Origin of the sequence: Martinezella miluonensis (genome assembly GCF_900094545.1) — a bacterium.
Lineage (GTDB): Bacteria > Pseudomonadota > Alphaproteobacteria > Rhizobiales > Rhizobiaceae > Rhizobium > Rhizobium miluonense.
This window is the reverse complement of record NZ_FMAH01000036.1, coordinates 1-25,746: the sequence shown is the minus strand read 5'-3', so window position 1 is coordinate 25,746 and position 25,746 is coordinate 1. Positions and strand designations below refer to the sequence as shown.

The window sequence follows — 25,746 nt, the reverse complement described above, 5'->3', positions numbered from 1 at the left end:
TTAAATGTGACTATCGTAGCCTGACGAGCCGTTTTCCAGCAGCCGGCGCAGGGTCATGAAGCCTGCTTCGACGTCCTCGCGCCGCCGGGGCGACGAGAAAGCGACGCGAACGCGATGGTAGACCTTTTCCATACGCGCGGCCTTGAATTCGTCTTCGTCGTCGATGAGCACGCCGTCGGCAATAGCCGCATTCTTGAAGGTACCGGATAGCCAGGGTTCAGGCAGTTTCAGCCAAAGGAACGGCAGGTGCGGATGAGAATTGAACTCGAATCCGGCTAGCGCCTGCTGCGCGATCTGCTCGCGCGCCCTGATTTCCTCGATCGACTTGCGGCGCAGGTCCAGCGCATGGCCTTCCAGCACCAGCCGCGCACAGGTTTCCGCCAGAATGAAGGGCAGTCCGCCGGTGGTCATCTTATGCGTGACCTTGATGCGCTGCGCGAAATGCGGCGGGCAGGCGACCCAGCCGCCACGCACGCCGGCCGTCACTGCTTTCGCCAGGCTGCTGACCACAAAGGTCCGCTCAGGCGCGATGGCGGCCATCAGCGGGTTCTGGTCGCCGGTCATTCCGCCATAGAGATCGTCCTCGATGAGCCAGACACTGTGGCGGCGCGCTATGGCGGCGATGGCCCGGCGCCTTGCTTCCGGCATTGTCACCAGTGTGGGATTATGCGCTGTCGGCATCATGAACGCCAGGCGCGGATGCTGCTGCTGACACAGCCGCTCGAAATCGTCTGGGATCATGCCATGTTCGTCGGAATCGACCAATATCGAGCGGCGCCCAAGGAGGCGCGCGGCGCGGCTGATCTGCGTGTAGGTCAGGTTTTCAAAGACGATCTTGTCGCCGGGCGATGTCACGGCCGAAATGACGGCTATGGCACCGGCATGGGCACCCAGCGTCGGCACGACTGATTCAATTGGCGGCCGCCAGCCGTTGCGGGCGAGCCAGATCTGCCCCGCCTCAAACCAGCTTGCCGGGAAATTCCGGGAATAGGAGGAGATTTCCGATTGGTGTTCGTTGCTGATGTCGGCGAAGAGCTTTCCGATAATCACGCCCTGGCCGATATCGGGCGCTGCGGTCGTATCGAAGCGTATTTTCGCATCGGGCGTATTCAGACCACGAGTGCCGGCGAGCGCCTGCGTGATCGGATCGACGAGCTCGATCTGCTTGCTGTTCGAACGCTCCAGCACATAGGTGCCACGCCCGACTTCGCCGGCAACGAGGCCGCGCTCGTGCACGAGCGCATAGGCGCGGCTCACCGTGCCGATCGTCACGCCGATATCATAGGCAAGATTGCGTTGCGGCGGCAATTTTGTGCCGGGCGGCAAGACGCCATGCGTGATCGCGTTCTCGATGCTGTCGGCAACGCGGATATAGACCGGTCCGTTGCCACTGGAAATGTCAGGGAGCCAATTTGTCATAATGACAATTTCCTAGATTGTCTCTGTGGTAGAGTCAATACTATGAGTCAATTGTATCGTTTGGCTCGATACGTGTGAATTGTCACGACTAGGTGGATTTGAAGATGAGTACAATTGATACAATGTGCGCGGCGGAGGCGAGCGAGACTCGAGCCGCGGCCGTGGAAGTCGGGGCGACGCAGCCAAAGTCGTATCCTGTGCGCCGGCTTTGGGCCTCTTTCCTTCTATGGATGCAAAAGCGCGAGGGCCGCTTGGTTCTGCGGGAATTGACGGGCGATCAGTTGCGCGACATCGGCCTTAGCCCTAGCGAGGCCAAGGCAGAGGTCAGCAAATCGTTTTTCTGGGATTGAGGCTGACGATGCGCAATGTCTGCCCTCATTGAGGCTGGTCGAGGATCAACGCAGGCCTAGTGTCGAAAGGACGAGATCGGCGCGTGTCTCGACGCCGATTTTCGGCGGGATATGAGTTTCATAGCTGAGCGAGGGATAGTCGGCGCTCAACCGCTCATATTCGGCGATCGCCTCCGACAGATCATGTCTGCACTCGCGGTCGCCGACATATATTTCCGGCCAGGGCGGCGTGAGGAAGATATGCCGGTTGTAGCGGTGACGCTGGCCGTAAGACGTCAAGGCGGGTTCGCCCGTTAAGTGTTCGAGGGCCGATGCGGCATCGATCAATCCTCTGTCGAAGAAGACGATTCCCGGATGCGCGGCTGCAGCCTCTCGGTCGCAGAGCGATATGTCGATCGCCCGACGTGCGAAGGCCGTAAGATCCACCCAAGGCAGCGCTGAGCCGCTATTGTCCAACTCCTGCCCAACGATGCGCCGCCCAGGCTCCTCGACGACATGGTGTCCGCGAAGCCTGAGCGCTTCGAGCAGGGTGGATTTACCTCCGCCCGAACAGCCTGAAAGAATGACAAATCCATCCATGACAATATCCCTGTGGTTGAGGGCACGTCATGCGTCGGCTGCGGTGTTGGAGAATGCGGGTGGGTTCAGGCCATCGGCTTTAATTGCAGTTCTTCGAACCCGCAGCCCAGCGATTGACGTCGCCCGTGATACGGCCGCCGGAAGCGCCGTTCATCATCGGACCGAAGGCCTGCAATTGGGCCGGATTGCCTTCCGCCTGCACGACAAGCGACGGCCGGCCGGTGGGATGCTTCTTGTCGACCACGAGGATGCGCGGGCGACCGGTGAAGGAATTGAGTTCCGGAGAAAGCTGGTAACCCGTGAAAGCAGGGTCGGACGACTTGAACCAGCAGGCGCTGGCATTGAGCATGACGCGTTCCATCGTCGACAGGGCGCTGTGATCCGTCGCGATGATGCTCGGAGGGCGCGGACCGCCGCAAGAGGTGATGAGAAGCCCAAGCATCGCGATGGCAGCGGCGGAATAAAGTCCTGTCGGGAGGCGAGGGCGCATCAATCTCTTTCCAATGAAGCGGTTAGGTCTGGCGTTGCGAAGGTGCCGAACAATTATTTGCCGGCGCCCTGCTGTTTTGCGCAAAGACGTCGATTTTATGATGTCGGCGCCAGGCCTTGGCGATCTATCAGGCGGCGATAACGCCGAGTGCGGAGGCGAAGAGGCCGCGGCCGTCATTGCCGCCGTGGGCCGCTTCGATCAGATTTTCCGGATGCGGCATCATGCCGAGCACATTGCCCTTGGTGTTGATGACACCGGCGATGTCGTTGACCGAGCCGTTGGGGTTGGTGCCTTCGGCATAGCGGAAGACTACCTGGCCATTATCCTCGATCGCCTTCAGCGTCTCGGCATCGGCGAAATAGTTGCCGTCATGATGCGCGACCGGGCTGCGGATGACCTGACCCTTGGCATACGCGCCAGTGAATTCCGTTTCGGCATTCACTACCTCGAGCTTCACTTCGCGGCAGACGAATTTCAGCGAGGCGTTGCGCATCAGCGCGCCGGGCAGCATGCCCGCCTCCAGCAGAATCTGGAAACCGTTGCAGACGCCGAGAACCTTGACGCCCTTGTCGGCCTTGTCCTTGATCGCCTGCATGATCGGCATGCGAGCTGCGATCGCGCCGCAGCGCAGATAATCGCCATAGGAGAAGCCGCCAGGGATGACGATCAGGTCGACATCCGGGATCTCGGTCTCGGTCTGCCACACGGTCACGGGCGCATGGCCGGAAATCTTGGTCAGAGCCGCAATCATGTCGCGATCGCGATTGAGGCCGGGGAGTTGGACGACTGCTGATTTCATGATGCTGGTCCCGTAACAGGCTAGGGATGATCGCTGGAAGAGCTTCGAGAGCCATACTCCATTGCCTCAAGCAAAGGAAGAATGGCTCGCGGACGAGGACAATCAGTCGATCGAAATGCTGAAGTTCTCGATTACCGTGTTGGCGAGGAGCTTTTCGCACATGGCTTTGAGATCCGCCTCGGCCTTGCTCTTGTCGGTGCCTTCAAGCTCGAGGTCGAAGACCTTGCCCTGGCGGACCTGATGAACGCCGTCAAAGCCGAGCGCGCCGAGCGCGCCTTCGATTGCCTTGCCCTGCGGATCGAGAACGCCGTTCTTCAGCGTGACGGTTACACGAGCCTTGATCACGATTGTCCTTCCTGAACTTACTTGACGAGAACCGGCCCCGTGCCGCGCACGGGTTCGTTTTCATTGATGATGCCGAGGCGGCGAGCGACTTCGGAATAGGCTTCCAGCAGGCCGCCCATATCGCGACGGAAGCGATCCTTGTCCATCTTCTCATGGGTTTCGATATCCCATAGACGGCAGCTGTCCGGCGAGATTTCGTCGGCAAGGATGATACGCATCATGTCGCCTTCGAAGAGACGGCCGCATTCGATCTTGAAATCGACGAGCTGGATGCCGACGCCGAGGAAAAGGCCGGTCATGAAGTCGTTGACGCGGATGGCGAGCGCCATGATGTCATCGAGTTCCGCCGGGTTGGCCCAGCCGAAAGCCGTGATGTGCTCTTCGGAGACCATGGGGTCTTCGAGCGCATCGGACTTGTAGTAGAATTCGATGATCGAGCGCGGCAGCACCACGCCTTCCTCGATGCCGAGGCGCTTGGAGAGCGAGCCGGCGGCAACGTTGCGCACGACGATCTCGAGCGGGATCATCTCCACTTCCTTGATCAGCTGCTCGCGCATGTTGAGGCGGCGGATGAAATGGGTGGGGATGCCGATCTTGTTCAGATGGCTGAAGATATATTCGCAGATGCGATTGTTCAGAACACCCTTGCCATCGATGACTTCGTGCTTCTTCTTGTTGAAGGCAGTAGCGTCGTCCTTGAAGAACTGGATCAGCGTGCCTGGCTCAGGTCCCTCATAAAGGATCTTGGCCTTGCCTTCGTAGATACGGCGGCGACGGTTCATTGGTATTGTTCTCTGTCTTTGGCGCTCATGGGATAGCGCAAGTGGATCGTATGTGGGCGTCCCATAACGGATAAGAAGCGAATTCACAATCCGCCAGCGCCTCCTTCCTCGGAATTCCGGCCTTGGCGGGACGCCAAGGCGAGAATCGGGATCCTGTCAGGGCCTGTTTTACAGGTTTTTATCTGACGATGGAATGAATGTGGCCGGTACTTCACAGGCTAGTGAGATCGGCTGCGTCCATCGCACATTGCATTTCCCGGCTGTCACGGCTTCAGTTGGCTCAGGAATTTCGCGAAAACCATCGTGCCTTCGGGCCAGGGGCCGTGGCCGGATTCGCTGTTGATATGGCCGGACTCGCCGGCGTCGATCAGCAGCGAGCCCCAGCTGCTGGCGACATCGTCAGCATGCTCGTAGCTGCCGAATGGGTCGTTACGGCTCGCAATCGTAACCGACGGAAATGGCAGGGGATCGCGCGGATAGGGGCCGAATGTCATCAGATGCTTCGGCCGGATGCCGGGATTGGCGACATCGGGCGGTGCGACGAGGAAGGCACCGGCGACCTTGTTGCGGAATTGTGGGATCGCGTGGATTACCGAGGGGACGCCGAGCGAGTGCGCCACGAGTACGACAGGCTTATCCGAAGCGTTCACCTCTTCGGCAATACGGGCAACCCAATCATCGCGCACGGGCTTCGACCATTCGGCCTGCTCCACGCGCCGCGCTGTCGAGAGTTTCTGCTCCCAGCGTGTCTGCCAGTGGTCGGGGCCGGAATTGGTATAGCCGGGGATGATGAGGATATTTGCGTCGGAGGCTTTCATGATAGCGCGATGTGGAAAAGGTGAACCCAAGTGTCAAGGGAAAAAGGCGACAATTGCGGCAAAATTTGCTAGCATCGCCGTTGCCGGTAGCGAATGACGATGTCGGCGATCAATTTGCCGCCATCTTTCACCGCAACCGAGTGCCACGGTTGAGGAGGAGAGCATTATGACGGCCTTTCACGTCATGGCTGGAGCGGACCATACATTTACCCGCCCTGCCATCCGCAAGATTGGTATTGCAGACCTTGTCGACGCCCTGAAACTGGGGCTGGACGATTTCAGCGAGAAGCCATCGCATTATGTCTTCCTGTGCCTGATGTATCCGATAGCGGGCATTGCACTCGCGATCTGGAGCACAGACCAGAACCTTTTGCCGCTACTATTCCCGCTGATGTCGGGCTTTGCCTTGCTAGGCCCGATGGCTGCGATCGGTCTCTACGAGATCAGCCGACGGCGGGAAAAGGGGCTGGATACGTCCTGGAGCCATGCGTTCGACGTGCGCCATTCGCCAGCATTGCCGTCGATCGTTGTTGCGGGCCTGATGCTATTTGGCCTCTTCATCGTCTGGCTCTTCGTAGCGCAGAACATTTACGCCATCTTCTTCGGTGACGGTGTACAGCCCACGCTTTGGTCCTTCGTGTCGAATGTTCTGACGACGCGTGCGGGCATGACGATGATGTTCTGGGGCAATCTGACCGGTTTCGTCTTCGCCCTCGTCGTGTTGGCGACCACAGTCGTTACGTTTCCGCTGTTGCTGGACCGTGACGTCGGCGTCGTCGCAGCGGTCGATGCCAGCATAAGGGCAACATTGATCAATCCGGTTCCGATCGCGGTCTGGGGCCTGATAGTGGCAGCATTGCTTGTGGTTGGTACGATTCCGATCTTTGTGGGTCTTGCTGTCGTGATGCCCATACTCGGTCACGCGTCCTGGCATCTCTATCGCAAACTGGTCGTAGCCCAAGACTAGACCTTCGCGCTTTTAGCGGTTCTCGGCGATCGTTGGAACCGCAACGGAGTTTCCACGTTGATCCGCATCATCATGGAGATGCGGATCATGGTTTCGCTGACGCATATTTTCACACGTTTTGCGGTGACGGTTTCGAATTGGACGGGCAAACCGGCCATCTTCGTACTGGCGTTGCTCGTCGTCACTGTGTGGGGCGCGACAGGGCCGATCTTCAATTATTCGGACACCTGGCAGCTGGTCATCAATACCAGCACGACGATCGTCACGTTTCTGATGGTTTTCCTGCTTCAGAGCGCACAGACGCGCGACACGCGGGCCATCCAAGCCAAGCTCAACGAGCTGATCCTGACCAGCGGGGCCGAGAATCGCTTCATTGGGATCGAAAACCTCGACGAAGAGGATCTCAAACATCTCGACAGACTGGTCGAAAAGGCAGCGAAGCGGCATCAGGAACGACACAAGAGCAAGGCTGGCGATAGCGTCGGGCTCGATCGCGTGGTCGTCGCCAAGCCAGCGAACAAAAGAAAAAGGCGGCGCGTCAACCGCACCGCCTCAACGTCAAATCAGACCAATCACACCAAATCTTAGCCGAAGACCCGCTTGAAGATCGTGTCGACATGCTTGGTGTGATAGCCGAGGTCGAATTTTTCGCGGATATCTGCCTCGGAAAGCGCCGCGCGTACTTCCTGATCCGCCAGGAGTTCCTCGAGGAAGTCCTTGCCTTGCTCCCAGACCTTCATCGCGTTGCGCTGGACAAGGCGATAGGAGTCTTCGCGGGAAACGCCGGCCTGGGTCAGCGCCAGCAGGACGCGCTGCGAATGAACAAGTCCACGGAACTTGTTCAAATTCTTCATCATATTGTCCGGGTAGACCAGCAGCTTGTCGATCACGCTCGTCATGCGGGCGAGCGCGAAATCGAGCGTGACGGTCGCATCTGGGCCGATCATGCGTTCGACGGACGAATGCGAGATATCGCGCTCATGCCAGAGAGCGACGTTCTCCATGGCCGGCATGGCGTAAGAGCGGACCATGCGGGCAAGGCCGGTCAGGTTTTCCGTCAGCACCGGATTACGCTTGTGCGGCATAGCCGATGAGCCCTTCTGGCCCGGCGAGAAATATTCCTCGGCCTCCAGAACTTCCGTGCGCTGCAGATGGCGGATTTCGGTCGCGAGACGCTCGATCGAGGAAGCGACGACGCCGAGGGTGGCGAAGAACATCGCGTGACGGTCGCGCGGGATGACCTGTGTGGAGACCGGCTCCGGCTTCAGGCCGAGCGCGGCGGCAACATGCTCTTCAACGCGCGGATCGATATTGGCGAAGGTGCCGACGGCGCCGGAGATGGCGCAGGTGGCGACTTCCTCGCGGGCCGCGATCAGGCGCTGCCTGCAGCGCTCGAATTCGGCATAGGCGAGCGCGAGCTTGACGCCGAAGGTGGTGGGTTCGGCATGGATGCCATGCGAACGGCCGATGGTAACCGTGTCCTTATGCTCGAAGGCGCGGCGTTTCAGCGCTTCCAGCAGCTTGTCGATATCGGCGAGCAGCAGGTCGCTTGCGCGAACGAGCTGGACGTTGAAGCAGGTGTCGAGAACATCAGAGGAGGTCATGCCCTGGTGCACGAAGCGGGCATCCGGACCAACGATTTCGGCGAGATGCGTCAGGAATGCAATGACGTCGTGCTTGGTGACGGCCTCGATCTCATCGATGCGGGCAACGTCGAAAGTTGCCTTGCCGCCCTTTTCCCAAATGGTGTCTGCCGCCGACTTCGGAATGACGCCGAGAGCGGCCAGCGCATCACAAGCATGGGCCTCGATCTCGAACCAGATACGGAACTTGGTTTCGGGCGACCAGATGGCGACCATTTCCGGTCGGGAGTAGCGCGGGATCATGGGCTCAAAGCTTTCTTGGCTAACGGGAAAGGAAACCTCGGCGCCCCCATAACAAAGACGGGCGGCAATCACAATGTTTGACGGATCAATCTTTGATCCGTCTCAACGCATATGTCGGGTAAGATAGACCGACGCGGCGATCAGGCAAAGCAAACCGATGGGCAGAAACAGCGTAAAGCCGAGAACGGCGAACTGATAAACGGCGCTGGCGCTGGTGAACAGGAATTGAAATATCCAGACGAGCGAGCCGAAGGGAGCATGCCAGCGCGCGTAGAACCAGCGATAATCCATCGCGAAGAGGAATGCCGTTATGGCTACGGTGCCGATCGATAGCGCCAGGAAGAACGCGGCAAAGCGCGCCGTTGGCGGCCGATGTCCGGCAAAGCGTCTGGCGAATGGCACCGTGACGAGCCAGGAGAGGGCGCCGCCCAGGAAGTAGACGAGAACGAGCGCAGCCAGATGGCTCGTCAGAAGGCCATTGCGCAGGTAGAGCGCCACCAGCGCCGAGGCGGCCATGGCTAGGCCCCAAAAGGCTGCGTCGCGCAAAAGTCCAAGGCAATAGGAAACGGCGGCCCGAATTCGGTCCACCGCCTCGATAGTGCCGGTTGGATTAGTTTGCTCCAACACGACCTCGTTCCGCCGCCGCTCTGAGATCGCCGACCGTCTGCTTGTAGGCGTCAACCGACCCTCCCTTGAAGATCGCCGAGCCGGCAACGAGGACATTGGCGCCGGCGGCTGTGATCAGGCCGGCCGTCTCCGTGGAGACACCGCCATCGACTTCCAGTTCGATTGGCCGGTCACCGATCAGAGACTTTGCATTGCGGATCTTGTCGGCCATGGCCGGAATGAACTTCTGGCCGCCAAAGCCCGGATTCACTGACATGATCAGAATCAGGTCGATGTCGTCGAGCACGTTTTCCAGTATCGACAGCGGGGTAGCGGGGTTGAGGGTGACGCCGACTTTCTTGCCGAGATGGCGGATCGTCTGCAGCGAGCGATGCAGATGCACGCCGGCTTCGGCATGGACGGTGATCCGGTCGCAGCCAGCCTTGGCAAAAGCCTCGACGTAGGGATCGGCCGGCGAGATCATCAGATGGCAATCGAAGGTGGCGGTCGTATAGGGCCGCAGCGACTTGATGACATCAGGGCCGAAGGAGATGTTCGGCACGAAATGCCCGTCCATGACATCCAGATGGATCCAGTCGGCTCCGGCTTCGGTCACATCCTTCACTTCCTGCCCGAGCTTGGCAAAATCGGCTGCGAGAATGGAAGGGGCAATGCGGATCGGCAGGGTCATGGGATAGCTGAGCTCCATCTGATTTTTCGGTCTGGATTAGCACCGCTTCGGCACGCAAACAACAGCCCGCTCTGGTCGCCTTAATTCGATGGCGTCGTCACCGGCGCGAAAGCGTTGCCGCGCCATTCCAGCCGCCGATAGACATTCTCGGTCAGTTCGTGGTTCTGCCCGAAGGTGATCGAGCCGATGGCTGTCTGGAAAGCCGCGCCGACGAGCTTGTCGGCTATCGGTTTGTTGCTGTCCGCCTTGGCGCTTTCGGCCGCTTGGCTGGCGACCTGCGCTGCGGCGGCGGCTGGCAGGATGTAGCCGTCCGGTTCGATGCCGCCAGCGCGCATGGCCTGCGCGGTCGATTGCGCTGCGGGCAGGCTGGCATAATCAGGGAGCGCGATTGCCTGCACGCCCTCCAGCAGCGGCACAGGCTGATCGGCGGCGCGCATGGCGTCGCCGCCCATGAGAGTCAGCGGAATGTTTTCGTTTTTGGCGTCGCGTGCGATGACCGCGACGTCACTGCGGTCGCCGCCGACGAAGACACGCGTCGCGCCCGCCTTCTTGAGACGGCGGACGAGGGCGATCTGCTGTTCCTGGCCTGGCCGATAGGTATCGGTGAAGACAGGTTTCAGCCCTTTTTCCTCAAGCGCATTGCGGATCGCGCCGACCAGTTCGCGGCCGTGGATCGTGCCGTCGTCGATCAGGGCCATCGGTTCGCCCGCCCAATCCTTCAGGATGGTGCTAATGGCCATGGCGGCCTCCGCGCTATCCATCGGCGCAAGGCGAAACAGCGGCAAGCCGTTCTTCAGAGCATCTTCCATCAATATGCGGGAACGGACGGAAACGGTGATGGCCGGGATGCCGGCATCCTTGAGGCGAGGCAAGGCACCTTCCAGCGTTTCGGTGCAGAGGAAGCCGATAGCGATCTGCGCCTTCGCAGCGATCAACGCTTCGGCGGCGGCACGGCCGCCGTCTTCCGTGCAGGGTTCGTCGACAACGGTCGCCGTGTCCTTCTGCGCCTGGATTTCGAAATTGGCGCCGGCAGTGATCTCGGCTCCCAGCGTTGCAAAATTGCCGTCCTGCGGCGCTACCACGCCGATGCGGATTCCTGCGGCGTGGCTGCTGCCGGCCGCCGACAGCAGCACAAACAGAAGCGGAAGGCGACGCAGAACGTTCATCGATTGATTATCCCGGACAATTTTTCTGCTCTATTTATCCGTCTGAAGGGGATCGTCAAAGAAAAAGCAGCAGAATCGCTCTGTTTTCAATTGAGCTATTGTAGAAAAGCTAACATCTGCCCGCCATATTGAGAGAAAGACGGGGTGTTACAGAATAATGGAGATGATGGTGCTAGATAGGCAGCGTATGGATCCGGCGCTTTATCGCGATGCCATGAGCCGTTATGCGGGGCATGTGCAATTGGTGACGACGGCGCTCGGCGGCGAGCGGCGCGGCGTGACGATCACGGCTGCATGCTCGGTGTCGGACAATCCGGCGACAGTTCTGATCTGCCTCAATAACAGCAACGAGAAGAATGAGATCTTCTTCAACAGCGGCATCTTCGCGCTGAATACGCTCGGTGCGCACCATCAGTCGCTCGCCGATGCCTTTTCCGGCAAGACGCAGCTAACGACGGACGAGCGCTTCGCCTTCGGCACGTTCGAAACGCTGGCAACGGGCGCGCCGGTGCTTTCGGATGCGCTCGCAGCCTTCGATTGCCGCGTGATCGAGATCAAGCAGACCTCGACGCACAACATCATTTTCGGCGAGGTCATGGCCGTACGCTACAGTGAGGCGAAGCCCGCATTGCTGTATATGAACCGGGGCTATCACGCGCTATAACCCCTTCAGGGGAGTTATCATGGCGGATCAAAAATCATCAACTTCGCTGCCGGGCTCGATCGAAGAGACGATGGCATTGCTCGCAGCCCATGACTATCTGGCCGGCCGAGCGCTTGGCACGGTCCTGTTCCTGGCGCTGAAAATGAAGCGGCCGCTTTTTCTGGAAGGCGAGGCCGGCGTCGGCAAGACCGAGATCGCCAAGGTACTCTCCAAGGCGCTCGACCGGCCGCTGATCCGGCTGCAGTGTTACGAAGGCCTGGATGTCTCGTCGGCCGTCTATGAATGGAACTATCCGGCGCAGATGCTGGAAATCCGTCTTGCCGAGGCTTCGGGTCTCACAGATCGCGGTCGCATAGAGGCCGATATCTTTTCCGAGCGTTATCTCATCCGCCGGCCGGTGCTGCAGGCGCTGTCGGGTGTCGGTGGCCGGGCACCGGTATTCCTGATCGACGAGCTGGACCGTACCGACGAAGCTTTCGAAGCGTTCCTTCTAGAGGTGCTGTCCGATTTTCAGGTCACAGTGCCGGAACTCGGGACGATCCGCGCCGCAGAGCCGCCCATCGTCATCATCACCACGAACCGCACGCGCGAAGTGCATGACGCGCTGAAACGGCGCTGTCTCTATCATTGGGTCGACTATCCGCAGGCGGAGCAGGAGCTGGAGATCATCCGCCGCAAGGTGCCTGGCAGCAACGAGGCCCTGTCGCGCCAGATCGTCGCTTATGTGCAGAAATTGCGCACGCTCGATCTCTACAAGAATCCGGGCGTTGCCGAGACGATCGACTGGGCGACTGCCTTGACCGAGCTCGACCGGCTCGCACTCGACCCCGAGATGATTTCCGACACGCTGGGGACACTCCTGAAGTATCAGGACGATATTGCCCGCATTCAGGGCGGCGAAGGCAAGCGTGTGCTGGACGAAGTGAAATCCGAACTGCTTGCGGCGGGGTGAGCCATGGAACCCGGCGCGCAAGACGGCATCATCATTGCGCCGTCACCGCCCGGTGACGGGCGTCTTGCCGATAATATAGTGCTGTTTGGCCGTGCGCTTCGCAAAGCCGGGCTGAAGGTCGGGCCTGGGGCCATTGCCGACGCCGTCGAGGCGGTCGAGGCGATTGGCATCGGCTCCCGCGAGGAATTCCACGCCGCCCTGTGTTCGGTCTTCGTCAAGCGCCATGAGGACCTCGCCGTTTTCGACGAGGCATTCCGGCTGTTCTGGCGCTCTCGCGATCTTGTTTCGAAAATGATCGCCATGATGTCGCCGGTCGCGCCTGACAATCGCGAGAAGGAAAAGCCGAAGGCCGGCGAAACGAGAGCCGGAGATGCCTTATTGGGCGATCGTGACGACCGGCGCCCGCAACGCGAGATGCCGGACATCGAAATCGATGCTCGGTTCACGACGTCTGGCAGCGAGGTTCTGCGCCGGCTGGATTTCGCCCAGATGTCGGCAGTCGAGATCGCCGTCGCCAAGAAGGAGCTTGCCAAGCTGCGATTGCCGCTTGATCGCGTGCGTACGCGCCGCTTTGCACCGTCGCATACGTCGGCCAAGGTCGATCCGCGCGCGACGATGCGGTCTGCCTTGCGCACCGGCGGCGCACTGATCCTGCCGCGCTTTCGGCGACCTAAGGAGATACAGCCGCCGCTTGTGGTGCTCGCCGATATCTCGGGCTCGATGAGCCAGTACACGCGCATCTTCCTGCATTTCCTGCATGTGCTGACCGAGCGGCGGAGGCGCGTGCATACATTCCTGTTCGGCACGCGGCTGACCAACGTCACCAGGGCAATGCGCCACAAGGATCCCGATCAGGCGCTGGACGAATGTGCCGCGGCGGTGCGCGACTGGTCCGGAGGGACGCGGATCGGCGAGACGCTGAAGGAATTCAACCGGCTATGGGCGCGTCGGGTGCTGGGGCAGGGCGCGATCGTGCTTTTGATCACCGATGGGCTGGAGCGCGAAGGCGTGGAATTGCTTAGCGAGGAAATGGATCGCCTGCATCGCTCCTGTCGGCGGCTCATCTGGCTCAATCCACTGCTGCGCTTCGATGGCTTCGAGGCGCGTGCCCGCGGCGTAAAGGCGATGCTGCCGCATGTTGACGAATTCCGTCCCGTTCACAATCTATTATCTCTGGCCGATCTCGTATCGGCTCTCACCGCCGGCCGCGCGGGCACTTATGATCCGCGCCGGTTTCTCGGCAAGTAATGAGGCTCCGATGTCAGATATACCCGAAAGTCTGGATCCGCTCGTGATTGCGGAGGAATGGGTGTCGGCAGGCCGCAACGTGGCCATGGCGACCGTTGTCGATACCTGGGGTTCGGCGCCGCGCCCGTCCGGCAGTCATCTGGTGATCGACGGCGAAGGCAATTTCCATGGTTCGGTTTCCGGCGGCTGTGTCGAAGGTGCCGTCATCACCGAGGCGCTCGACGTCATCGAAACCGGCAAGTCCCGTATGCTGGAATTCGGCGTTGCCGACGAAACCGCCTGGCGGGTCGGCCTGTCCTGTGGCGGGCGAATCCGCGTCTATGTGGAAAGGCTCGCCTGATGGATCGTCAGATACTGGCGCGGCTGAATGAAATGCGCCGCAAGCGACAAGCCGCGATCCTTGTGACCGATCTCGCCGGAGGGCCGGACAGGCTGATCGTCGAGGGTGACAGGATGGACGGTGCCCTGGCAGATGCGGCGGCTTCGGCGTTTCGTTCCGGTAAGTCGTCGGCGGTGGAGATCGAAGGACAGAGCCTGTTCCTGAATGTTCATTTGCCGCCGCCGCGTATCGTCGTCATTGGAGCTGTCCATATCAGCCAGGTCTTGGCACGCATGGCCGCGCTCGCCGGATTCGATATCACGATCATCGACCCGCGCACTGCCTTTGCGACGCCGGAACGTTTTGAGGGCATCGATCTAATTGCCGACTGGCCTGTGGACGCTTTCAAGGAGCGCTCGCTCGATAGCTATATGGCGCTGGTTGCCGTCACCCACGATCCGAAGATCGATGATGAGCCGATCGCGCAAGCACTGAGAACGGGCTGTTTCTATGTCGGCGCCCTCGGCAGCCGCAAGACGCATGCCGGGCGTCTGGAACGTATGAAGCGGGCGGGATTGACGGAAGCGGACCTTGGCCGCATCCACGCACCGATCGGTCTTGCCATCGGCGCCGCAAGCCCTGCGGAGATTGCTGCCGCCATTCTGGCCGAGATCATCGCTTCGCTGCGCGGGCGTGATGTGTCGTTGCCCAAAGGCGCGCCGCCATGATCTTCGGGGAGTTTCAAACGGCTGAGGCTGAGGGTGCGGTTCTCGCACATTCCGTTCGTTTGTCCGACGGCAGCTTCTCGAAGGGGCACAAGCTTGATCGCAGCGATATCGATCGTCTGATCGCCGCCGGCATCGACCGCGTCATCGCGGCCCGTATCGAGCCCGGCGACCTCATGGAAGATGAGGCGGCCGAGCAACTGGCGCGGGCGATTGCCCCCGACCATCTGACGTTTTCCGAGGCTGCGACCGGGCGCGTCAATATCCATAGCGCGGTCGATGGTCTCTTCGTCGCGAATCGAGCCGCCGTCGATCGGCTCAATAGTGTCGATCCGGCAATCACGCTTGCCTGTCTGGCCGATCATGTGCCGGTGCGATCGGGCGACATGGTTGCGACCTTCAAGATCATTCCGCTGGCTGTCTCCGGGGCGAAGGTTGCAGCCGGCGTCGATATCCTGCGGCAAACGACTGTCTTCGAAGTCAAGCCGTTCCAGCCACACGCTGTGTCGCTCGTCGCTACGGAACTGCCGTCCTTGAAGACGACCGTCATGGACAAGACGGCGCGTATCCTCTCGCAGCGGCTGCAAGTGGCGGGCAGTGCGCTCCAGCGGGAGGAGCGGGTCGCTCATCGGGCGAATACGGTGGCAGAGGCGATCTGTCGTGCCTTGGAGGCGCCTGACCGGTTGCCGAAGCTGGTGATTGTTTTCGGCGCGTCTGCGGTCATCGATACCGGTGACGTTATTCCGGCTGCCATCCGGCTTGCCGGCGGTGAGGTTATTCAGGTCGGCATGCCTGTCGATCCCGGCAACCTGCTGGTGCTCGGAAGAGTGGGCGATGTTCATGTCGTCGGGGCGCCTGGATGCGCCCGCAGCCCGAAAGAAAACGGTTTCGACTGGGTGCTCGATCGCATCTTAGCCGGCGAACAACCGACATCGCGAGACATCTGCGGCATGGGTGTCGGAGGATTGCTGATGGAAATTCAGTCACGGCCGCGGCCGCGCGATATCGCCGCCAAGCCTGCGGTGTTGATATCGGTTGCCGTCGTGCTGCTGGCGGCGGGAAAAGCCAGCCGCATGGGCGAGGGCGGTGCGCACAAGCTGCTGGCCGAGTTCGACGGCATACCGCTGGTCCGTCGATCGGCGTTGACCGCAATGGCAAGCGGGGGCTCCGCCGTTGTCACTGTGATGGGACATCGTCGCGACGACATCGAACGCGCGTTGGGAGATCTTGCTGTCGAACGGGTGTATAATCCTGACTACGCATCCGGCATGGCGAGCTCGTTGGTGGCAGGCGTTGGCACACGCGCGGCGCAAAAGGCGGATGGCGTTCTTGTCATGCTTGCCGATATGCCAGGTGTCACCGGTGGGGACTTGAAAACCATGATTGCGGCTTTTCGCAAAGCGAATGGTCAGGCGATCGTCCGGGCGGTATCGGGCGGCAAACGTGGCAATCCCGTCATCCTGCCCAGGTCCGTGTTGAATGCCGTGATGCGGCTGGAGGGCGATGTGGGCGCCCGGCATATTATTGAAACTTCCGGGCTTCCTGTTATTGACGTCGAGATCGGCGAAGCAGCACATCTCGACGTGGATACGCCCGAGGCTGTCGTGGCAGCCGGCGGCGTCTTGAAGGGATAGGGAATGGACAATACCGATATCGAAGACATGTTTCAGTCGCTTGGGCCGGTGACGATCAAGCGGATGTTCGGCGGCAAGGGGATCTACCATATGGGCCGGATTCTCGCGCTCGAAGTGGGTGACGAAATACTACTGAAGGCCGATGACGTGAGCGCTGCGGAATTCGAGGCGGCTGGTGCACGGCGCTGGGCTTACGAAGGAAAGAAGGGCAAGGTCATCAACATGCCCTATTGGTCGGTGCCCGACGATGCATTCGACGATCCTGACATCATGGCGCGCTGGGTAGGGCTGGCCTATGCGGCGGCCCTGCGCTCGGACAAATAATAGATGTCTTGCGACGGCGCGCAGCTGAATTGTGACAGCGATACGCTATAGGCGTCAGCGGAAGTCTTTTTTGCTCAAATGGGCGATGGTTGCTTTGGCAAATTCGGAAAGCTGGGTTGGCAAGTCGTCACGGCCGAACCAGCCGAAATCGGAGAGCTTGTCGGGCTCCATCAGGCTAGGCTCACCCGAGAAATCCCGGCAGACATAGATCAGCGAGATCCAGTGCTGGCGATCCGCCTCGACGATCACCTCTACTGTGCAGAGGTGGTCGATTTTGCCGATCGAGAGGCCGCTTTCCTCTTCCGCTTCGCGGATGGCGGCCTGGGCGGCGGGCTCCATATGGTCGACCTTGCCGCCGACAATGCTCCAAAATCCGGCTTCCGGCGCCTTGAGGCGCCGGTAGAGCAAAACCTTCCCGTCCCGCAATATTGCGAGACCGGTTCCTAATCCGGGGAAATCGATGCCGGGCTTGCCCATGCGTACATCCCGAGATGTGCGTCTAAATGGGGCCTATCAGGCCTTCGCATTTGCAACGATGAGCATGAAAGCCGGAATGTCGTCGCCGAAGCCGACCGGCGTCGGGCCGTCATCATGGTCGCGATAGCGGCTACGGCGTTCGCGATTGTCGTCGTTGGCAGCAGGGAAGGGCCGGTTGTTGTTGCGAGAACCGTTGTGGGACTTGTTGTTGTTCTCAGACTTGCGCTCGTTTCTCACGCTTTCGGCCTTTGCTGGTGCTGCTTCGATCGCCACGACGTCATTATCTTCGACATCGATATCAGATTTATGACTCGAGGCACTCCGGCCTCTGGGGCTGCGATCACGGTCGCGGCCTCGGCTCTTGGGATCACGGCGGCGGGGGGAGCGATTGTCGTCCCCGCTCTCGTCTGCCGGCGGCAGCGCCGACAGGTCGCCGTTCAGCCACTGGACATCTTCGCCGATCAGCTTCTCGATCGCGTCGACATGCTTGGTGTCGCGCTTCGTCACGATGGTGAAAGCGGCGCCGGAGCGGCCGGCACGGCCGGTACGGCCAATGCGGTGGACATAATCTTCCGAGTGAATCGGAACATCGAAATTGAAGACATGGCCGACATCGGGAAGATCGAGGCCGCGTGCCGCGACGTCGGAAGCCACGAGAAGCTGGATCTGGCCATCACGGAAGTTCTGCAACATCGTGGTGCGCGAGCGCTGGTCCATGTCGCCGTGCAGTGCGCCGACGGAGAAGCCGTGGCGTTCGAGCGAACGGAAGAGGTCGGCCACGTCCTTCTTGCGGTTGCAGAAGATGATGGCGTTCTTCAGGTCGGTCTGCGCGCGGATGAGATCGCGCAGCGTAGCGCGCTTCTCGTAGTCCTTGCCATGCGAGGCCACGAAACGCTGCGTAACGGTCTTTGCCGTCGACGCAGGCTTTGCGACTTCGACGCGTTCCGGATTCTGAAGGAAGCGGTCGGCCAGCTTCTGGATTTCGGTCGGCATCGTTGCCGAGAAGAAGAGCGTCTGGCGGGTAAAGGGAATGAGCTTAGCGATGCGCTCGATATCCGGGATAAAGCCCATATCGAGCATGCGGTCGGCCTCGTCGATGACGAAGATTTCCACGCCGCTCATCAGGAGCTTGCCGCGCTCGAAATGGTCGAGCAGGCGGCCGGGCGTGCAGATCAGCACATCGGCACCGCGCTCGAGCTTGCGGTCCTGCTCTTCGAAGGACACGCCGCCGATCAGCAGCGCGATGTTCAGGCGATGGTTCTTGCCGTACTTTTCGAAGTTTTCGGCGACCTGAGCCGCCAGCTCGCGCGTCGGCTCTAGGATCAGCGTGCGCGGCATGCGGGCGCGGGCGCGGCCCTTTTCGAGCAGCGTCAGCATGGGCAGCACGAAAGAGGCCGTCTTGCCGGTTCCCGTCTGGGCGATGCCGCAGATATCACGGCGCTGGAGCGCAAAGGGGATGGCACCGGCCTGGATCGGAGTCGGTGTGGTGTAACCCGCGTCGGTAACCGCGGAAAGGACTTTTTGGCTCAGGCCAAGGTCAGCAAATGTTGTCAAAGGGAAAACTGGTTCCGTCTTGGTTCGGTCGAACACCATGAATCGACACGCAACAACGTGCCGGAATGCAGCGCGACATAGAACCAAATACCCGCGAAGTCAAGGAAAGTGGGTGCTTCTATAGGCCCGAAGTTCATTCGGGGCGCAATTTTTAGATTAGTGTCATCTTTGTTGCGCGTTTGTCACAATTTCCGCAGCTAAATTGCGCCTAATCCGCTGATGTAACTTGCGAGCTTCGTGCCGGCATTAATGAAATACATCGGGTCCACCGAATGCCCGTTTTCCCGGACTTCGTAGTGCAGATGCGTCCCCGTCGAACGACCGGTGCTGCCGGCGAGACCGACCACGCCGCCCCGGCCGACCTTGTCGCCGACTTTGACAAGTATCTGTTCCATATGGCCGTAGCGCGTGGATATGCCGTCGCCATGATCGATCTCGACCATGTTGCCATAGCCGCCCGTCCAGCCAGCCGACACTACCTTGCCTGGAGCCGTCGCCTTGATCTTTTCGCCGGGACTGAAATGAAAATCGGTGCCGGTGTGGAGGGCCAGCGTGCCGAAGAACGGGTCCTTGCGGTTGCCGAAGGGGCTGGTGACGAGCTTGCCTGGTGCAGGATTGCGGAAGGGCAAGCTCTCGGCAGTACCTCGCACCGTCTCCAGGCGCGTCAGCGCCGTATCTAGATCGGCCATGGACTGCTCGAACTGATCGACATTTTCCGGCGCGACATAGGGGCCGCCCACGCCGCCATCGGCGTCCTCAACTGCGCTGCTCGCGATCGCATTCGGAACCTTCACGCCGACATCGTGCATGATCACCTGAATCTCGTTCGCCGTGCCGGAGGCATCGGCGGTGAGATTGCGGATACGGGTCAGTTGGTCCTGTTCGATGTGTTTCAGCGACAGCGTCACCTTGGAAAAGACGCGATCGGCGCGGTCGGCAACGGTTTCGGGGGCAGGGACATAACCGAGGGTGGAGTTGTCGGGAGTGGCATCGGCAGGCTTGCCGCCGGAAAGAAGTTTTTCGATCGCCTTCGGTGCCGTCAGTTGCGCGTGTTCGTTTTTGCCGGCCGGTGCATTTGCCTCCGCGCGAGGGCTTTTGTCGCTGAGGCCAGAGCTTTCGGCCCGGTCGAGCAGCGCGTTGAGCTTGCCGCCGCGCGAGGAGAGCTGCTGTTGCTGCTCGATCAGCTTATCGACCTTCTCTTCAACAACCTGCTGATCGAGAAGCTGCCGCGAAGTGACGCGATCGACCTGGGCGCGCAGCGCGGCGATGCGATCTTCATAGTCGTATTGCATGCGAGCCTGCCGCGCCATGGTCGCGCCGATCAGGTCGTCGCGCAGCACGAGATAGGATGTCGCCAGGAGGTAACCGATCGAAAAGATACCGACCATGCAGACGGCGAGGGCCGCCATCCATGGGCGCACGGTCATATGACGCACCATATCGCCGCTCGCGAGGATGATGGTGTGATGCCGCCGCTGTTTGCCGAAAACCCGGTTTTGAGGCCTTGCTGTCACCGAGACTCTCCCAATCGATGCCTTTTAGCACCCAATGGAAGTACACGGTATTATGGTTAATGAATGCTTTCCGTTTCAGTGATAGTTACCGGAAAAATTGATTTTTATCAGTATATCATCCGTTGCTTGTGGAAGTCAGGGAGCGATAGAACGAGGGCGTGAGCCCGGCTTCGGCGCGCGCGATGTCGTTGAACGGTGCCTTCAGCGAGCCACGGAAGTTTGCGCGAACCAGTTCCTGGAACGTGCGGGCCGGATCGCGCTTTTCGCGGGCGCAGAGAAAGCGAAACCATTTGGCACCAACGGCAACATGGCCCTTTTCGTCGTTGTAGATGACGTCGAGCACCGCCGCGCTTTCCATGTCGCCGGTCTCGCGCATTTTCGCCTGCAGCGCTGGTGTCACATCCAACCCTCTGGCTTCGAGGATCAACGGCACGACCGCGAGGCGGGCGGTCAGGTCGGTGCGGGTCGCGTGCGCCGCTTGCCACAGGCCGTCATGGGCCGGTAGATCACCATAATCCGCGCCGAGTTCGCGCAACCTTTCCCGGACCATGCGGAAATGTTTAGCCTCCTCGAAGGCAACTTGCATCCAGCCGTCGAAGAACGAGTTTGGAACCGGCTCGGTTGCGAAGCGCGCAACGATGTCGAGCGCGAGATCGACCGCGTTCAGTTCGATATGGGCAATGGCATGCAGCAAGGCGATCCGGCCCTTGAGCGTATGCAGGGAGCGCTTTTCCATATGCTTGGGCGGCACCAGCTCCGGGCGTTCCGGCCGACCGGGCCGATCCGCCAGTGGCGGATCGAGCGGCGAGCGCAGAGACAGGGTGCGCGCAAACCAGCGCGTTGCCGATTCCTGGGCCAACGCGGTCTTGCGATCGAGATCGGCCGACCGGATGGCATCGATAGCGCCACCGCGGAGCGATATGATCGCGTTGGGGTTGCCCGCCATGCCGTTAAAGCTCCTTCGCGGCGGCCAGAACATCCTCCACATGCCCGGCAACCTTGACCTTGTCCCAGATTCTGGCGATCCGCCCATCGGCGCCGATCAGGAAGGTCGAGCGAACGACGCCCATATAGGTGCGGCCATACATGCTTTTTTCGCGCCAGACGCCATAGGCGATCGCCATCGTCTTTTCTTCATCCGAGGCCAGCGGGACGGAAAGCGCATGCTTCTTGACGAATTTATCATGGCTTTTCACAGAATCCGGCGAGACGCCGAGGATGGCAACGCCTGCCTTATGAAATTCGGAGGCAAGCGCCGTGAAGGAAATCGATTCCGTCGTGCAGGCCGTCGTATCGTCCTTGGGGTAGAAATAAACGACCAGCACCTTCCCGGCAAAATCCGCAAGGCGCACTTCCCCGCCGCCATCGCGAGGCAGATGAAAATCCGGCGCCTTATCGCCAAGGTTCAGTTGAATTGTGGAGACTTCCGTCACGATAAAACCTTTCTTTTGCCGGTTTTTTAGATGACACACAGGGTGAGCCATATATACTGATCGGGTATGGCGTCCACATGGGACGCGGCGTCACCAACAAAATTGCTGAGAATGAAAGGGACGCACAGGAGTGATCCGAGGCGAAAAGGTAATATTCCGCAAAAAGGATCTCGTGTCACTCGACCATCTGCCGTCCGCTCAGGTCGAAGACCCCCTTATCGTGCATGTGCCAGAACGCAGCAGCCGCAGCCGTTCGCATGTCTGGCACGTCTGCCGCATGACCATGGTTTTCTTTGCGTTCCTGGCCATAATACTGGGAGCGGTGATCTTCACCATAGAAAGCGGCATCTTCGATACGCCGTTGTCGCAGAAGGCACAAACGGCCCTCGATAAGGCAATCGGCCCGCGCTACAAGGCCGAGGTCGGCGCAACCGCGGTTCGCTTCACGTCCGGCCTGCGACTGGCGCTGGAGGCGCGCAACGTGAATGTCGTCGATCAGGAGAGCGGCAAGCACCTGTCGACCATGTCAGCTGTCAATATGCAGCTCGATCCGCTTGCTCTCATCGAGGGGCGCGTGGAGGTGGCGAGCGTCGCGGCGGAAGGCATAGCGCTCGATACTTCGCTTCTGCCTCAGGGGGATCCCGTCGACCTCACGCAATTGCACGTGAATGCGCTGCCGCAGGCGTTGACCGAAGCTTTCGACAATCTCGATTTTCTGGAGCGCTTCGTGCAGCGCGGCGGTACGAATTCGGTGCGGATTTCCGGCTTCTCGGTCAAGCTGGCACGTGCAGAAGGTCCACCCATCTCTCTCGTGGTCGACAATCTCACTTTCGAGCGGGCAGAGCAGAACTCGCTGCATCTTTATGGACAGGTCGCCGTCAACGGCTCGGTTGCGACACTGGATATCAAGGCTCAGCAACAGGAAGCAGGCCACAGCTCCTCCTTGATCGCGAAAATCTCGAACCTCGATCTCACGCCATTATCGATGACCTACGATCCGAACGGCACTCCCCGCCAGGGTCTCACGAGTTTCGCCGATGTAACGCTTTCGGCGGTCAAAGCAGGCTCGGACGTCGATCCAAAGCTCGAAGCGTCGATCAAGATCCAGCCTGGCACGCTTTACATGGATCGCGACCCGCAGGAGCTGACGCAGGCCGACATCAACCTCCGCTACAATTTCGATCACCAGACGCTCGAGGTCGCGCCCTCGACGGCGCAGTTCGCGCGGACCGTCGTGCCGTTTTCGGGAGCGCTGATCGATCTCGATCGCATCAACGCCAATGCAGGCAAGGGCTTCGGTATCGATTTCCTGATCAAGAACGGCACGGCTGCCTCCTCCATATCGGGAGAAAAGCCCGTCAGCTTCGACGGTCAGGCAAAAGGACGCTTTCTGTCTGCGACAAAGGAATTTCAGTTCGAGAACCTCGGCATATCGACGCCGCAAGGCTCGCTGTTCGGGTCGCTACACATAAAGCTCGGCGACAGTTCACCGGAAATCAGCTTCGGCGGCCGCGCGGATAAACTCGATACGACCGCCGTGAAACAGCTATGGCCTTTCTGGATGGCTTCGAAGCCGAGAATCTGGGTCGAGAACAATCTTTTTGGCGGCTCTGTGACGAACGCGGTCATATCCGTCTTCATTCCCGCCGGAAGACTGAGAGAAGCTTCGCAGACCGGCAAGCTGCAGCTCGGTCCGAACGAGCTGCATATCGCTTTCGATATCGACGGAGTGCGCCTCAATGTGCCCGGTGAAATTCCACCGCTGCGCGACGCGAAAGCGCATTTCGACCTGACAGGCCCGAAGATGGCGGTCGATATCGCGACCGCGACCTCCTATTTCCCGACAGGGCGAACGATCACGCTGAACAACAGCAGCTTCGCGATACCGGCGACATACGACAAGCCCTTGATGGCCGACCTGGACCTGTCGATCTCCGGTGCCGGCGATGCCATAGCGGAGTTGCTGACATACAAGCCGGTGCAGGCGCTGCAGCGGACCGAATTCAAGCCGGAGGATTTCAACGGCAAGATCGTGGCGAAGGTCGATGCCCGGATCGGCCTGATCAGCGACCAGAAGCCGCCACCGCCGGATTGGGTAGCGAAACTGACGCTCAACGATGTCGACCTGCTGAAGCCGATGAGCAATCGCAAGATCGACAATCTGACCGGCGAGATCAATGCCGACCCGCAGTCGGTGCATCTGCAGGCTCAGGCGCAGATCGATGGCATTCCCGCGCAGATCGACATGGTCGAGCCGACCGACAGCAAATCGACCGTCAAGCGCGGTCGCGTAGTGACGGCAACGCTCACCGACGCCCAACGCAATGCCGTCCTGCCCGGCCTGCGCGATATGATCGACGGACCCGTGAAGATAGAGCTGACGCGCATCGATGACGATCGCCAGGGCGTCAAGGTCGATCTCGGTAAGGCAGCGCTGACCGTTCCCTGGATCGGCTGGTCGAAAGGCAGCGGCATTCCGGCAAGCGCGCAATTCGAAGCCTCCGGCCCAGATAGCCAGATGACGCTCAAGAACTTCATGCTCAAGGGTGACGGTTTCGGTGTCAGCGGCGATCTCGTGATCAACAAGGGGAGCCTGTCCTCTGCGAACTTCGATGGCGTGAAGCTCTCCGCGCTCGACGATTTCGGATTATCGCTGAAACATAGCAAGGCTGGTGCCTATGACGTCACTATAGCGGGCAGTTCGGCCGACATCCGCCCGATCCTGGCGCGCGTGAAGGCATCATCCTCCGGCGGGCGCAAGAGCGCGGATGATCCGACGAGCACGAGCGCGACGGTTCGCGTCGATCTCGCGAAGGTCGTCGGCTTCAACGACGAATCGATCGGCAACCTCAAGGGCGTTTATTCATTCGCCGGCGGCAAGACGACGGCTGTGGATTTCTCCGGCGTAACCCGTAGCGGCGAAGCATTCGTCACCCAGATGAGCAAGGGCAGCAACGGCGTGATCCGCATCACCAGCGGCGATGCAGGCGCGGTGGCGCGCTTCAGCGACCTCTACAAGCATCTGAAGGGCGGTCTGCTCAATCTGTCGCTCCGCTCGATCGGGCAGGACGACTGGGACGGTTCGCTGGATATCCGCAACTTCTCGATCGTCGATGAAAAGAAGCTGTCGACGATCGTTTCGACACCGAGCGGCAAGAGCGGCAAAAGCCTGAATTCCGCCGTGAAGCAGAATATCGACACGCGAGCGCAGAGCTTTGAACGCGGTTTTGCGCGGCTGGTGCTGCGTGACGGAACCCTGTCGGTAGAAAATGGCGTCGTGCGCGGTGAGCAGGTCGGAGCGACCTTCCAGGGAACGGTGAAGGACGCCAACGACAAGATGGACCTAACCGGAACATTCATGCCCGCCTATGGCTTGAACCGGCTGTTTGCGGAGGTTCCGCTCGTAGGCTTCCTTCTGGGCAATGGCAGCGACCGCGGCCTCATCGGCATTACATTCCGGCTGACCGGCAGCTTCGACAAGCCGACCATGCAGATCAATCCGCTGTCGATCATCGCGCCGGGTGTTTTCAGGCAGATATTTGAATTTTGATCGGGCGCAGTCCGTTGGGGTGACGCCTTTGGTCCGGTAGCGGAGAAGTGGCACGAGCGGTCATTAGCACAATGCGCCTGAGCGAACCGAAAGTCATGACCTCCACCAGAGGTGGAGGTTTGAAACGCTGCGCTTGAACCGCTAGAAGCGGTTTTGTTAGCGCTTAGTAGCTACGATTGAAGAGGTCGGCAAAGTCGGAAGCTTTGTCGGCCTTTTCCTGATTACGGATATACCGTCTGACGACCTGCTCGTCATAGCCAGCCGTCGATACGAAGTACCCGCGCGCCCAAAAGTGATAACCCTTGTAGCGGCGCTTGCGCGCATATTTGTTGGCAACGTAAAGGGCTGTCTTGCCCTTCAAAAAGCCGACAATATGCGCAACCGAGTATTTCGGCGGGATCGATATCAACATATGCACATGGTCGGGCATCAAATGACCCTCTTCGATCTGGCA

At 60.1% G+C, this 25,746-nt stretch carries 28 protein-coding genes; 11 read left to right on the top strand and 17 right to left on the bottom strand.

Translation table 11 applies throughout. The annotated features are described in order from the left end of the window. Positions 1–1,419: an aminotransferase-like domain-containing protein gene (locus GA0061102_RS24090; protein ID WP_092853972.1), complete on the bottom strand. Its 1,419-nt coding sequence runs from the start codon at positions 1,417–1,419 to the stop codon at positions 1–3. A 104-nt stretch (positions 1,420–1,523) separates the two neighbouring features. Here GA0061102_RS24090 and GA0061102_RS24085 point away from each other — a divergent pair, with 104 nt between their 5' ends. After that, positions 1,524–1,769: a DUF1127 domain-containing protein gene (locus GA0061102_RS24085; RefSeq protein WP_092853971.1), complete on the top strand. Its 246-nt coding sequence runs from the start codon at positions 1,524–1,526 to the stop codon at positions 1,767–1,769. Positions 1,770–1,814: 45 nt separating this feature from the next. Here the strand turns inward: GA0061102_RS24085 and GA0061102_RS24080 are convergent, their stop codons facing one another. From GA0061102_RS24080 to GA0061102_RS24055, 6 genes are all read right to left on the bottom strand, one after another. Then, positions 1,815–2,348, bottom strand: a complete 534-nt coding sequence (locus tag GA0061102_RS24080; protein WP_092853970.1) for an AAA family ATPase — start codon at positions 2,346–2,348, stop codon at positions 1,815–1,817. Positions 2,349–2,427: 79 nt separating this feature from the next. Further along, on the bottom strand, positions 2,428–2,838 hold the full coding sequence (locus GA0061102_RS24075) for a hypothetical protein (RefSeq protein ID WP_092853969.1): 411 nt from the start codon (positions 2,836–2,838) through the stop codon (positions 2,428–2,430). Positions 2,839–2,965: 127 nt separating this feature from the next. Further along, positions 2,966–3,637, bottom strand: coding sequence for a phosphoribosylformylglycinamidine synthase subunit PurQ (gene purQ, locus GA0061102_RS24070; protein ID WP_092853968.1), 672 nt, complete (start codon positions 3,635–3,637; stop codon positions 2,966–2,968). 102 nt (positions 3,638–3,739) lie between these two features. Beyond that, positions 3,740–3,982, bottom strand: a complete 243-nt coding sequence (purS, locus tag GA0061102_RS24065; RefSeq protein WP_037202350.1) for a phosphoribosylformylglycinamidine synthase subunit PurS — start codon at positions 3,980–3,982, stop codon at positions 3,740–3,742. A 17-nt stretch (positions 3,983–3,999) separates the two neighbouring features. After that, positions 4,000–4,764, bottom strand: coding sequence for a phosphoribosylaminoimidazolesuccinocarboxamide synthase (purC, locus tag GA0061102_RS24060; protein ID WP_004108877.1), 765 nt, complete (start codon positions 4,762–4,764; stop codon positions 4,000–4,002). Positions 4,765–5,027: 263 nt separating this feature from the next. Continuing rightward, positions 5,028–5,582, bottom strand: coding sequence for an RBBP9/YdeN family alpha/beta hydrolase (locus GA0061102_RS24055; RefSeq protein ID WP_092853967.1), 555 nt, complete (start codon positions 5,580–5,582; stop codon positions 5,028–5,030). Between the two features lie 166 nt (positions 5,583–5,748). Here GA0061102_RS24055 and GA0061102_RS24050 point away from each other — a divergent pair, with 166 nt between their 5' ends. Both GA0061102_RS24050 and GA0061102_RS24045 read left to right on the top strand, forming a co-directional pair. Next, complete coding sequence (locus GA0061102_RS24050; RefSeq protein ID WP_092853966.1) at positions 5,749–6,549, top strand: DUF2189 domain-containing protein; 801 nt, start codon at positions 5,749–5,751, stop codon at positions 6,547–6,549. An 87-nt stretch (positions 6,550–6,636) separates the two neighbouring features. Further along, the gene (locus GA0061102_RS24045) at positions 6,637–7,137 is read left to right on the top strand and encodes a low affinity iron permease family protein (RefSeq protein WP_092854009.1); all 501 of its coding nucleotides are present in this window, start codon (positions 6,637–6,639) and stop codon (positions 7,135–7,137) included. Here the strand turns inward: GA0061102_RS24045 and purB are convergent. The 4 genes from purB to GA0061102_RS24025 form a co-directional block, all read right to left on the bottom strand. Then, a complete protein-coding gene (purB, locus tag GA0061102_RS24040) occupies positions 7,134–8,435 on the bottom strand; it encodes an adenylosuccinate lyase (RefSeq protein WP_092853965.1) in 1,302 nt (433 codons plus the stop codon). The genes GA0061102_RS24045 and purB overlap by 4 nt on opposite strands. Positions 8,436–8,537: 102 nt before the next feature. Beyond that, positions 8,538–9,059 carry a hypothetical protein gene (locus GA0061102_RS24035; RefSeq protein WP_425348563.1) on the bottom strand — a complete coding sequence of 174 codons (522 nt, stop codon included), beginning with the start codon at positions 9,057–9,059 and terminating at the stop codon, positions 8,538–8,540. Beyond that, positions 9,046–9,732 carry a ribulose-phosphate 3-epimerase gene (gene rpe, locus GA0061102_RS24030; RefSeq protein WP_092854008.1) on the bottom strand — a complete coding sequence of 229 codons (687 nt, stop codon included), beginning with the start codon at positions 9,730–9,732 and terminating at the stop codon, positions 9,046–9,048. Before rpe ends, GA0061102_RS24035 begins: the two co-directional genes overlap by 14 nt. A gap of 80 nt (positions 9,733–9,812) precedes the next feature. Beyond that, on the bottom strand, positions 9,813–10,898 hold the full coding sequence (locus tag GA0061102_RS24025; RefSeq protein WP_092853962.1) for an ABC transporter substrate-binding protein: 1,086 nt from the start codon (positions 10,896–10,898) through the stop codon (positions 9,813–9,815). Between the two features lie 169 nt (positions 10,899–11,067). On the opposite strand from GA0061102_RS24025, the gene GA0061102_RS24020 reads away from it, so the two are divergent. The 7 genes from GA0061102_RS24020 to GA0061102_RS23990 are packed head-to-tail and all read left to right on the top strand — an operon-like array spanning position 11,068 to position 16,764. After that, the gene (locus tag GA0061102_RS24020) at positions 11,068–11,562 is read left to right on the top strand and encodes a flavin reductase (protein WP_092854007.1); all 495 of its coding nucleotides are present in this window, start codon (positions 11,068–11,070) and stop codon (positions 11,560–11,562) included. A 19-nt stretch (positions 11,563–11,581) separates the two neighbouring features. Continuing rightward, positions 11,582–12,514, top strand: coding sequence for an AAA family ATPase (locus GA0061102_RS24015; RefSeq protein WP_092853960.1), 933 nt, complete (start codon positions 11,582–11,584; stop codon positions 12,512–12,514). Between the two features lie 3 nt (positions 12,515–12,517). Further along, positions 12,518–13,762, top strand: a complete 1,245-nt coding sequence (locus GA0061102_RS24010; RefSeq protein WP_092853958.1) for a vWA domain-containing protein — start codon at positions 12,518–12,520, stop codon at positions 13,760–13,762. Between the two features lie 10 nt (positions 13,763–13,772). Next, positions 13,773–14,102: an XdhC family protein gene (locus tag GA0061102_RS24005; RefSeq protein ID WP_092853956.1), complete on the top strand. Its 330-nt coding sequence runs from the start codon at positions 13,773–13,775 to the stop codon at positions 14,100–14,102. After that, positions 14,102–14,809, top strand: coding sequence for an XdhC family protein (locus GA0061102_RS24000; RefSeq protein ID WP_092853954.1), 708 nt, complete (start codon positions 14,102–14,104; stop codon positions 14,807–14,809). Before GA0061102_RS24005 ends, GA0061102_RS24000 begins: the two co-directional genes overlap by 1 nt. Continuing rightward, entirely contained in the window at positions 14,806–16,440 is a 1,635-nt protein-coding gene (locus GA0061102_RS23995; protein ID WP_092853952.1) for an NTP transferase domain-containing protein, read from the top strand. Before GA0061102_RS24000 ends, GA0061102_RS23995 begins: the two co-directional genes overlap by 4 nt. A gap of 3 nt (positions 16,441–16,443) precedes the next feature. Further along, entirely contained in the window at positions 16,444–16,764 is a 321-nt protein-coding gene (locus GA0061102_RS23990; RefSeq protein WP_092853950.1) for a TfoX/Sxy family protein, read from the top strand. A gap of 54 nt (positions 16,765–16,818) precedes the next feature. Here the strand turns inward: GA0061102_RS23990 and GA0061102_RS23985 are convergent, their stop codons facing one another. The 5 genes from GA0061102_RS23985 to GA0061102_RS23965 all read right to left on the bottom strand — a co-directional run bounded on the left by GA0061102_RS23985 (position 16,819) and on the right by GA0061102_RS23965 (position 21,742). Then, the gene (locus tag GA0061102_RS23985) at positions 16,819–17,241 is read right to left on the bottom strand and encodes an NUDIX domain-containing protein (RefSeq protein WP_092853948.1); all 423 of its coding nucleotides are present in this window, start codon (positions 17,239–17,241) and stop codon (positions 16,819–16,821) included. Positions 17,242–17,277: 36 nt separating this feature from the next. Beyond that, a complete protein-coding gene (locus GA0061102_RS23980; RefSeq protein WP_092854006.1) occupies positions 17,278–18,795 on the bottom strand; it encodes a DEAD/DEAH box helicase in 1,518 nt (505 codons plus the stop codon). Positions 18,796–18,992: 197 nt separating this feature from the next. Beyond that, positions 18,993–20,309 carry a M23 family metallopeptidase gene (locus GA0061102_RS23975; protein ID WP_092853946.1) on the bottom strand — a complete coding sequence of 439 codons (1,317 nt, stop codon included), beginning with the start codon at positions 20,307–20,309 and terminating at the stop codon, positions 18,993–18,995. A 115-nt stretch (positions 20,310–20,424) separates the two neighbouring features. Then, positions 20,425–21,255 (bottom strand): ferritin-like domain-containing protein, encoded by an 831-nt coding sequence (locus tag GA0061102_RS23970; RefSeq protein ID WP_092853944.1) that lies wholly within the window; start codon positions 21,253–21,255, stop codon positions 20,425–20,427. A 4-nt stretch (positions 21,256–21,259) separates the two neighbouring features. Then, entirely contained in the window at positions 21,260–21,742 is a 483-nt protein-coding gene (locus tag GA0061102_RS23965; protein WP_092853942.1) for a peroxiredoxin, read from the bottom strand. A 130-nt stretch (positions 21,743–21,872) separates the two neighbouring features. Between GA0061102_RS23965 and GA0061102_RS23960 the strand changes: the two genes are divergently transcribed. Beyond that, positions 21,873–25,292 carry a YhdP family protein gene (locus GA0061102_RS23960; protein WP_092853940.1) on the top strand — a complete coding sequence of 1,140 codons (3,420 nt, stop codon included), beginning with the start codon at positions 21,873–21,875 and terminating at the stop codon, positions 25,290–25,292. A 163-nt stretch (positions 25,293–25,455) separates the two neighbouring features. Here the strand turns inward: GA0061102_RS23960 and tnpA are convergent. Then, the coding region (tnpA, locus tag GA0061102_RS23955; RefSeq protein WP_092853938.1) for an IS200/IS605 family transposase at positions 25,456–25,746 on the bottom strand (291 nt) is incomplete at its 5' end.